The sequence below is a fragment of the Pseudarthrobacter sp. AL07 genome (assembly GCF_029960665.1).
Taxonomy (GTDB): Bacteria; Actinomycetota; Actinomycetes; order Actinomycetales; family Micrococcaceae; genus Arthrobacter.
This window is the reverse complement of record NZ_JASBRB010000018.1, coordinates 47,170-56,701: the sequence shown is the minus strand read 5'-3', so window position 1 is coordinate 56,701 and position 9,532 is coordinate 47,170. Positions and strand designations below refer to the sequence as shown.

Below are 9,532 nucleotides of genomic sequence, written 5' to 3'. Positions count from 1 at the left end.
CCGTGACGCCGTAGCCGTTGGCTTCATCGACGCTCAGCGTGGCCGGACCGGTGACACGGGTGGCGGGGATGTTCGCTGGTTCCACGGCCGAGTAGTCGGCGGTGGCCTGCGGGGTGAGCCAGCGGGCAAGATCGTTGGCCCACTGCTGTTCCTCCACAGACGGGCGGGCGAAGTCCGCCGTCGACTTCTGGGCGACGTCCACCGCCTGATCCTTGCTGGCCTGATCCCAGGAGATGCCACTCGTTGCCGGGACTGTGCCGCCGGGTGCCTGCGGGCCGCTGTTGGCGCTCAGTGAGACGGGCGCGGACGCCGTGGGCGTGGTGCTGGTTGGTTCTGCCGGCGTCGTGTTCGCTGCTGGTGCGCACGCAGCGCAGAGCAGGACCGCTGCGATGAGGGACAGGGGCTTTTTCACTTCTTCTCCTCTTGGGTGGGCAGGTACAGAAAGGCTGAGGGGACATTGCTGCTGACTGTCCGGGTGTAGTAGTTGTGGTCATCCGGGGGAGGGTTGCCGTTGTATCCCTCTTCGACGTAGGTCCCGTCGTCCTTGATGTCCTTGACCACGGCGACGTGGCCGAAGTTCGGGTCCGCTCCCCCGGCACCAGGTGCATACCAGACGACCGCGCCGACCCGGGGCGTGTTACCGGTGGGCCAGCCTTTGGCGTCCCAGCCGGCCTTCCAGGTAAGGGCTGAACCGAGGCCCTGACCGTCCGGGCGGAAAGTGCCGTTGAGGAACTTGAAGGGTGCGCTGGTGGAACCCATCTGCTGGTTCACCCGCCACAGGGCGAAGTCCACACACTCGCGGTTATACATGCCCAGCGGCGAGGTGCTGGCCGCATTCGCACCGACCTGCAACCAGGTGGAGGCGTCTTTCCACGGGTAGTCATCCCCGGTGCCGGACTGCCCCGGGACGGCGCAGTCGCTGCCTTCCAGCGTGAACTTCCCATCCGAGAGGGCCTGAACGAGCTTGACGGCCTCGGGCCAGTACTTCTGGTAGTGGTACGGGTCGGCGTTGCGCTGCACCTTGTTGCCGGCAATGGTCGGTTCCAACAGCTCCCAACCCGGAACAGCCTTCAAAGCCTTGATGAAGTTTGTGGCGCTGGTGGTGGGGTCCATGCGGTCTGCGTAGGAGCCCCACGCGCCGTTGTCGCGCTGCTGGAACAACCCCCGGGAATCAGGGCCGGGTCCGTCGCCGTGGTCCAGCACACGCAACCCTGACTCCCCCAGGGAGACCATGACGCTGATCATCTGGCCCTTCACGGACAGGTCCAGTGCCTTACCTGCGCCCATGATCGACGCGGCGTTCTTCAACTGTTCCTCGGTGTAGCCCTCAACCTTGGTGTCAGCGTCGATGACAACAGAGACGGCCGGACCGCAGGTGGCGGCAGCCTGCTTCGCGGGGGCGAGAAGCAGGAGCATGGAGAAGATCAGTCCGAAGAACAGCCCGGAGATGGCAATGATGGCGCCAAGCGATTTGCGCTGCATTAGATTCGTCCCTCCCCCTTGGACGTCGACTGGCTCAACCAAAAGAGTACACGCCTGTAGTGAACATGTGCAACGCCTGTAGTTGGCATGAATTGTTCATATATCAGGGACTGAGGCGACGATACGATGATTGGGTTCCGTTCCTCTTCCTGGCTCGGCGCTGGAGGGTGAGACCTGATGCTGACGACACGGCGCGGCCTGGTCTGCCTCGCGTTCCTTGTACCGGCGGCCGCACTATCTGGATTCGCGGTTGTCATGGCACGCAAGATCGTTAAACGTGGACCAAGGGACTACCGTCGTGCCGAACTGACAGATGATGGCCGCAGAGTCCGTATCGATTTGGACGACTACACCAAAGCCCCGGGCGACTTTGGCGTGTTCGACCCCGCGACAGAGAAGTACACGAGAGTCGGCGAGGTCACGCTGATCAATGAGGATCAAAAGTACGTAGAACGGCGGATTGATCCTCTTGGGTCCGCGCCGGGACGTCTGGGGCCAATCGTCGATTGGACTCCGGACGTGTTTTTCGAACCGTCCGCGGTGGCCGGACGGTTCGAAGAGGTGCACGTCCCCACCGCCTACGGTGCTGCCCCTGCATGGCTATTTGAAGCTGAGAACACGGACGTATGGGTAATCCATATTCATGGCAGCTGGACAGACCGCTCGATCATGTTTCGGGACGTCCACGCGTTCAGTTCTTTTGGATTCACCTCTTTGGTCCCCACATTTCGCAGCGACCTGGAGGTCAGCCCACCACAGGCCGAATCGAGCCACCTTGGGCAAACGGAGTGGCGTGATGTGGAAAGCGCTGTGTCCTACGCCGTCGCTCGTGGAGCCAGGCGGATCATCCTCTCGGGCTGGTCAATGGGTGGGACCATTGCGCTGCTGACAGCGGAGCGCAGCGCCCATCGGGACCGGATCGTCGGAGTCGTCCTGGTAGGTCCGGTCACGAGCTGGCGCAAGACCATCACGGCGGGGGCGGTGCGGGCTGGCATGCCGGCGATTGGTGCCGGCCTTGTCATGTGCCTGTTGCAGGCTCCCCCGTTCGCGAGGATGCTCGGGTTGGAGGAACCGATTGATTTCGATGCACTTGAATGGGTCGATGTACCTAACAGGGTGTCAGTCCCGACGCTGGTCCTGCACTCCTACACGGATCAAGAGGTTCCCTGGGAGATCTCGGCGGCGTTCCAACGCGCGAATCCTGACACCGTCACCCTGATTCCCCTACCTGAGGCGCATCATACCCAGGAGTGGAATGCCTCGCCTTGTACCTTCTCCAACGAACTGACGGCTTGGGTCAGCAAGACGATTTTGGCTGAGCAGGGCTAGGTCTGTGCGTCTAGCTTGGCCTCAATTTGGCTGATTCTGCCCTGAACAGATTCCGGGAACATCGTCATGTTCCCCCGCTGGTAGTTGTGCAGAACGATGAGGCTTTTGTAGACCCCGTTTTCGAGCGTTTCATTGAAAAGGTCCCACGCCGGGCTGACTCGGGATTGATCTGCATTTATCCGGATCCTCAACGCAGTAAGCCAGAGTGCATCGATCATCCAGAGCCGCAATTTCGGGAGCTGCTTCGACAGGAAAAGAATCAGCCAGCCCGCAGCCGTCACCGAGAGGCCTAAATAGAAAAGGCGGTCAAACCAGGATCCGATCGCTTGGGCGAAGGCGTCCCAGGGCGAGAAATGGAACAGCACCACGTACGTAATGTGGCACGAACAAGCCGCCGCAACCACGAGTAGACCCGCTGAGAATGTTGCATACGGGCCCCTCGCCTTGTGCCGAAGCATGTAGATGATCCTGAGCACGGTGAACAACAACGCGAGCATGTACGTGCCGCTGTACGTGGCAGTTGCGAGCTGGTCCATGCGGGAATCAATGAAGTCCGCAGCTGTTGGAGCTTTGTCCTCAATAAGGGCGAAGCTGACAATCATGATGGGAATGCTCAGCAACGGGGCGTAGTAAGTCCATCTGACTGGTACGTTCGCTAACCGCCGCACGCTGTCGTTGAAAAAGAAGATCGCCAGTAGCGCGAAGATGGCTTGAAGCAGGTTCGTCACGTTGATGCCACCGAGGTAGCTGTCGATAACCTCGAGCGGTGTAACCGTCCCCAGGATATAGAGCGCCGTCAGGCCGAACATCGATGCCAGCCACGACGCCCGGGATTCCGTCACCTTCGCCACCGAGGGGATCCGAAGGAGGCACAGGGCACTTAGCAGCGCAAAGAGCAAAAGTTTCATGGTCTAGCTAAGGAAAGGATCAGGATCGGACGAGCTGCGTGCACGGGTCTTCTTCGACATCTCGAAAGCGAAATCCTCCACCCACCGTTCGACAGGATGATTCGGAACGGACCGGCAGGTAACGCTAATTGCGTCCGCGGTTTCCCTCAGCATCTCTTCAGAGAGATCCGGCAGAGCCAGGGGAATCCGAAAGCTCTCCAAGTAGATGTGTCCGAGCTCGTGATAGATGCAGTGAAGTTTGTAATGCCGCGACTTCTGCGGGGGGAAATAGACGTTTATGCGATCTTCAAATTCGGCTTTGAAGGCCGTCAGCGCACCCCAGGACTCCTTGTACTCGATCAGATTGATCGGCTTCTCACAGATCACGGTCAAGCGGTCGATAACTTCCTTCATCGACGTCGTGCCGTCTCCGCATAACTCCCGGACCTTTTCCGGGACCGGCGGGAGAGCCATTCACTCGTCGCCTTTCATCGATGCATCGATGATCCTGGTGATCGTCCTCAGTGTTTCTGGCGAGGTGGCCCCGAGGTTTCTCGCGGCAAAGTTCTTCACCTTGAGCTTCCGCATCTGCACAAGGAATTCCATGCGCGCTTCTACCTCGGGAGGAGTCTCGCTGTTGAGATCACACAGATAACTGGCTGGTACGGCAAAAACGAACTCTGCTATGCCCTTCAGCAGTTCTTGATCCGTCACCAGGCTGCCAGTGCCATTGATCAAGTAGGACCACCGTGTCCGCGACAGGTGGATCCCGTGGGCGGAAAGTGCTTCTTCGACATGAGGGTAAATGAGCGCAGTGTTGTTATCTGCCTCCCAGATATCCACCAGGATGCCCATGCGATCCGCTAGCCGCTCTTTCTTCTGTTGCTGCGTAAGAAACACGCTGCGGCCCCCATCTGCCATCTATACAGCTCCTTAGCCAAGCTCAGCCACTTGTGTAGACCGCCACACAGGGCGGGCGGGCAGCTGCCACAAGAAATGTTACCCGATGCCTACCGCAGCGTGCAGGCAGTGAGTTGTGCATGTGCGGAGCATGTATGTAGTCTGTCGTTTGCTTGGTCTTTTGAAGAAGCAATGGGTGCCACCGCGACAGGACCTGTATATCTACAGGTTCTCCCAAACCTAAGTGAGGGTGATGACATGGAGGAATACCGTCCACCCAAGCTGATCGGTAAGAAGGCACCACTGAACTGTCTTGTGCTCCCAGATCAGCATTACACCGCCTGGAAGGCGACGCAGCGGTACAACATGTCCTTCGGTGAGTATGTTGGTGCTTTGATAGACCGCGCAGAAGGGCGTCCCAACAAGCTTGATGGGATGCAACAGGGGGCATTGCCTATCGAAAAGTCTTAGAACACCAAAAAGGCAAAGAGCGACACACCGCCACCGCGTGCAGGGTTTCGTTTATCAAAACCGCCAGGACGCTGAAGTATCTGGAACAGGGACTGGGAGTCATTGCGGGCGACGTTCCATTAGGTGAACGCCGTGGCCGTGCGCCCCGATACTCCCTCAACGAGAACAAGGTTCGTGAGGCAATCGCTGGCCTGCAGGCCAGCGATTGGACTAGGTCGGCGGCGACACGCCGAGCGGCGGTACCGGTATCGGGGGGAAATTAAGTGAAGGATGAGGATATGAGCGCATACAGCCCGTACGCCACGCCGAAGCTAGACGGCAATCGAGTAGCCCTGCGGGGACGCATCTATCCCGATCAGCACAAGCGCGCCCACGAAGCCGCACAGCAGCATGGGCTTTCCCTGAGCGACTATCTGGGTGCGCTCATTGACCGTGACAACGGTCTGCCCAACAAGCTTGACGACGCAAACCAGGAGGCTCTGCCTATCAGTCGCATGGCCTCTTAAACGAAAGACGGCCCGCTTTCGCGGGCCGTCGCAAGTTTCTCGTTCAGATCCAAATCTTGGCGGATACCGATCTGAACATTTCCAACACCCACCCAATGGGTGGATCTTGTCGTACCCATCCAGTGGAGAGGAACTGGTCTCATCGTACCTGAACCCGATTCCGAGTCAATGCACGCTTTACCGAGTGTCGGCTGTCAAGTCACACCGGAGCAGTCGTGGATCCTCGCTCCGCTCATCGCCGGGCAGCCGACATACCGGCTGGGCAGGTGGATAGGTGACCGCTTCCAGTACCCCCGCCCCAAAACCGCGCCCAGGATCACAACGACCGTGCCTACGCGGCCGGCAGCTGTCATGGTCCACGGAATGGATGGCAGCGTAGCCACCCTATGCCTTGACCTCGACACCTCCAAGGCGCACAAGGGCGTCCTGGACGAGGATGCCGCCCGCATCCGGGAGCTCCTGACTGGTTGCGGCCTGCGCTGGGTGGAGGACTTCTCCCCCAGCGGCGGCCGCCACATGTATATCCCTCTCCAGGAACGGCTAGGGGCGGCCGAGGCCCGCGACTTGGTGGAAGCCCTCGCCCTGACGGCTGCCAGCCTTGATCCCAGCCCGCACCAGAACGTCACCGACGGGTGTATCCGTGTCCCAGGATCCGCACACAAGCGCGGCGGCTACCAGATCCTGCTCACTCCCCTCTCGGCAGCATACGACGCTCTCAGACGCCGCAACCCACAGACGGCCGTCGCCGCCCTGTGGTCCGCCCTTGCCCCGGAACTGAGCCGCAACCGCGAGCAGAAAGCACGGCAATCCAAAGTAGCCAACCTCCCGCGCCCGACGGCCGCCCAGCTTCCCCTCGCCGGCGGGAGCGAATCCCCTCTCCGCAGGATCGCCCGCACAGGTCTTTACGACACCGCTCGGTATAAGAGCCCGTCAGAAGCCCGCATGGCCGTCCTGAACCATTTCTCTGCCTGCCGGTGGACCCTCGACCAGGTCCGCGCCGGCATCACAGGGCAGTTCCCCGGGCTGGCCGCACTGTACGGCAGCGACGCGAAACAGGGCCGGCTATTGGAAACCGAATGGGCCAACGCCGTTGCGTGGACTCAAAAAGACGCTCCCCCGTCGGCAGGGAGAAGGAATGCGTTTATTAACGACACAAGCCGGCCAGTACCCACAGGGGGGGCAGCTGGCTCGGCCAGCAAAGCCGGCATGCACCAGCTTGTGAACGACCTTGAGAATATTCTTTACGCGGTCCTCGACCACCGCATGATGAACCTGGGTAGAGAGTCTCTGGGACTCCGGTTCCTGTTCCGTTCACTCTTGGGCTACATGAGGGCCAAGGAAACGGATCTGTTGGACGTTGGGTGCCGCACGCTGGCTACAGCCCTGGGAAAACACCACGCCACGATTGCGCGACTGCTGCCGCGGCTGGTTGAGGTTTCCGACGGGATTATCACGAAGGTAGCGGATGCCCGCCGGCGTTCGGCCGACGTGTACCTGATTCAGCTGCCGGCCCACCACCAGCAGCTCGCTCGTGAACTGAGCTGGCGCAAAGGCAAGATTTACGGAATCCGCAACGTTTTCCGCGCCCTGGGAGCACCCGCTGCACTGGTCTACGAGGCAATCGAACGCGGCCGCCGCTCCCCCACTAGCGCGGACATCATCAGGGCAACAGGCATCAGCCGCTCAGCAGTAGAAAATGCGCTGGCAGAAATGAGCGCGCTGAGGATGATCCACCGCGATGGCCGCCAGTGGCGCCTGACGGCCACAACCAATCTTGGCCAACTAGCCGTGCGCCTGGGCGTAATGGACGATGTCCAGGCCCAAATCCGCCTTTACAGGCACCAGCGTGCCGCCTGGCATGCCTACCTGGACCGTTTCCTCGACCAGGCCATCACCGAAACAGCCATGTATGACACAGAACGCGAGGACCACTGGCTTCCCCCTGACGGTGACGCCGCGAGGTACGTTTGGGAAGTAGCTTGAGCCACCAGAGCTCGGCCGGGGGCGTCGAGCTCTGCGTACGTGCTGGATTTACTGTGTTCACTGGTTTTACTTGCTTCACAAGTGAAAAAAGTAAACATGGTGAACTCGTAAATACCATGTTCGCCGGTTTCGACGGGTTTACTGTGTTCACTGGTTTTACTTGCTTCACAAGTGAAAAAAGAGAAGACACGGAATCCAGCTTTACAAGCAAAACCAGGGTTGCTGGCTACGCTGGAATCACTTTGGAAAGGAACTTGATGAAACTCGATCTGGACCGCGGCGCCCTTAGCCGTGTTATCGCGGTAATCAACGGAAAAGGCGGAGTCTTCAAGACCAGCCTGGTGGCCAACGTCGGCGGACTCCTCGCAGAGGGCGGATCGCGTGTGCTCCTCGTGGACCTTGATCCTCAGGGCAACCTCGCTGAGGACCTTGGCTATGCCGACCAGGGTGACGGTGGGAGGAGCCTGGCGGCTTCGCTGTGCTTCGGGGGAGAGCCTGACCTGATGCTGGGCGTTCGTTCCAACTTGGACGTGATTGCCGGAGGTCCCCACCTCGACGATGCCGCCGCATTCCTCGGAGCCAAGGCCCAGAAAGACCGCGACGCTGCACAGCTGGCGCTGGCCAAACTGCTTGCGAGTGTCGCGGGGGAGTATGACCTGGTCCTGCTCGACTGTCCTCCAGGGAATGAGCCGCTGCAGGCGGCAGCGGTCGCAGCCGCTAGGTACGCCGTAGTGCCGCTGAAGACAGATATGTCTAGCCGTAAGGGTGTCGCCGCGGTCGCAGCGCGTATGGACAGCGTCGTCGGACTCAACCCGTCGCTGGATCTTTTGGGCGTCGTACTGGTGGGCACCGGTACAAATTCCAAACAGGTCCACAAGGTCACCCGAGACCACCTCACAGCCGATTTTGGGACAGACGAAGTGCTGTTCCCGATGACCATACGCCACGCAGAGGCAACCGCTCAGGCATGCAGGGAGCGGGGACTGCTGGCCCACGAGCTCGAGCGGGAGCTCAGTAAAGGACCAAAGTGGTGGGAGGTCCTTCGCGGTGAAGCGAAGGCCGGAAATGCAGGACCGAAGTCGGCTTCCAGCGTGGCCGAAGACCTCCACGCAGTTGCCATGGAAGTGACCCGACGCATCGCCGTCGCAGAATCCCAGGAGGTCAACGCGTGAGCGCCGAACCGACACCCAGCCGGCCCGCACTCGGGCTGCCCCCGCGAAGAATTGTCGCGCCGGCCGCAGAGGCGCCGCTGGCGCGGATGCTCCCCGGACACCGGCCCGAGACGCCGAAGCAGGCAGAACCAAAGGACACCGAAACAGCGAACATGACCGTGAGCATTCCAGCCGCGCTCCGCAACCGGGCGCGGGCCGCATACCGGGCGACCAGCTACGCCGAAGGGGATAACACCTGGAGCCACTTCGTGGCGAAGGCCATCGAAGCGGAAACCGCCCGACGCGAAACCGAACACAACAAAGGCGAGATGTACCCATCCTGGGGCGAGAATCTTCCCGGGGGACGACGGCTCAAGGACAGCTGAACAGCACCGCCCGGCAAGGCACCTGGCCATTCACCACAAGTAAGGCCAGGAACCATGGAATGTCGGGCGGTCCGCCGCCCTACACGGGCCGTCCTTCCCCAGAGCGGAGGACGTGGAACCTCACTGGAAGGTGAACTACGGAGCCTGTTCCGGGCAATAGTGGCCGATTGACCTAGCCAAGACATACGCCACCTGAACGTCAAACTCGGGGGTGTACCCATTGGCGTTGGCCCAGTCCCGGATCCTCCGGGTTTCATCCCGGCTCATCCGAGCACTCGTGCCGGCCCGACTCGCAGAGGGGCCGCGGAGGCGATCGATTCTTGAGACGGGATGGCTGCCCCCATTGTGGCGTCCATGGGCGCACGGCGCGACACGGCTTGGTGGCCCGCAGGGGACAGGGAACGACTCGCAGCTAGGGGAGCACCTGGAACGCGATT

General features: G+C 60.8%; 11 protein-coding genes. 6 read left to right on the top strand and 5 right to left on the bottom strand.

Annotated features, from left to right (window positions below):
- Together QK290_RS13605 and QK290_RS13600 are read right to left on the bottom strand one after the other, a co-directional pair.
- The coding region (locus QK290_RS13605) for a hypothetical protein (RefSeq protein ID WP_282331184.1) at positions 1 to 412 on the bottom strand (412 nt) is incomplete at its 3' end.
- Entirely contained in the window at positions 409 to 1,482 is a 1,074-nt protein-coding gene (locus tag QK290_RS13600; protein ID WP_282331183.1) for a CHAP domain-containing protein, read from the bottom strand. The genes QK290_RS13600 and QK290_RS13605, both read right to left, overlap by 4 nt.
- A 255-nt stretch (positions 1,483 to 1,737) precedes the next feature.
- Between QK290_RS13600 and QK290_RS13595 the strand changes: the two genes are divergently transcribed.
- The gene (locus tag QK290_RS13595; protein ID WP_282331182.1) at positions 1,738 to 2,811 is read left to right on the top strand and encodes an alpha/beta fold hydrolase; all 1,074 of its coding nucleotides are present in this window, start codon (positions 1,738 to 1,740) and stop codon (positions 2,809 to 2,811) included.
- On the opposite strand, the gene QK290_RS13590 is transcribed toward QK290_RS13595, so the two are convergent.
- Genes QK290_RS13590 through QK290_RS13580 form a run of 3 tightly spaced genes read right to left on the bottom strand, consistent with a single transcriptional unit; the run spans position 2,808 to position 4,619 of the window.
- Positions 2,808 to 3,719 (bottom strand): hypothetical protein, encoded by a 912-nt coding sequence (locus tag QK290_RS13590; RefSeq protein ID WP_282331181.1) that lies wholly within the window; start codon positions 3,717 to 3,719, stop codon positions 2,808 to 2,810. The two genes, QK290_RS13595 and QK290_RS13590, sit on opposite strands and share 4 nt — an antisense overlap.
- 3 nt (positions 3,720 to 3,722) lie before the next feature.
- Entirely contained in the window at positions 3,723 to 4,172 is a 450-nt protein-coding gene (locus QK290_RS13585) for a hypothetical protein (RefSeq protein ID WP_282331180.1), read from the bottom strand.
- A complete protein-coding gene (locus QK290_RS13580) occupies positions 4,173 to 4,619 on the bottom strand; it encodes a hypothetical protein (protein WP_282331179.1) in 447 nt (148 codons plus the stop codon).
- A gap of 237 nt (positions 4,620 to 4,856) precedes the next feature.
- On the opposite strand from QK290_RS13580, the gene QK290_RS13575 reads away from it, so the two are divergent.
- The 5 genes from QK290_RS13575 (at position 4,857) to QK290_RS13555 (ending at position 9,095) form a co-directional block, all read left to right on the top strand.
- Positions 4,857 to 5,069: a hypothetical protein gene (locus QK290_RS13575; protein WP_282331178.1), complete on the top strand. Its 213-nt coding sequence runs from the start codon at positions 4,857 to 4,859 to the stop codon at positions 5,067 to 5,069.
- Between the two features lie 278 nt (positions 5,070 to 5,347).
- Positions 5,348 to 5,575 (top strand): hypothetical protein, encoded by a 228-nt coding sequence (locus tag QK290_RS13570; protein WP_282331177.1) that lies wholly within the window; start codon positions 5,348 to 5,350, stop codon positions 5,573 to 5,575.
- A gap of 327 nt (positions 5,576 to 5,902) precedes the next feature.
- Positions 5,903 to 7,558, top strand: coding sequence for a hypothetical protein (locus tag QK290_RS13565; RefSeq protein WP_282331176.1), 1,656 nt, complete (start codon positions 5,903 to 5,905; stop codon positions 7,556 to 7,558).
- Positions 7,559 to 7,815: 257 nt separating this feature from the next.
- Positions 7,816 to 8,730, top strand: a complete 915-nt coding sequence (locus QK290_RS13560) for a ParA family protein (protein ID WP_282331175.1) — start codon at positions 7,816 to 7,818, stop codon at positions 8,728 to 8,730.
- Complete coding sequence (locus QK290_RS13555) at positions 8,727 to 9,095, top strand: hypothetical protein (protein WP_282331174.1); 369 nt, start codon at positions 8,727 to 8,729, stop codon at positions 9,093 to 9,095. The genes QK290_RS13560 and QK290_RS13555 overlap by 4 nt, the downstream gene beginning before the upstream one ends.
- Positions 9,096 to 9,532: the final 437 nt, after the last annotated feature.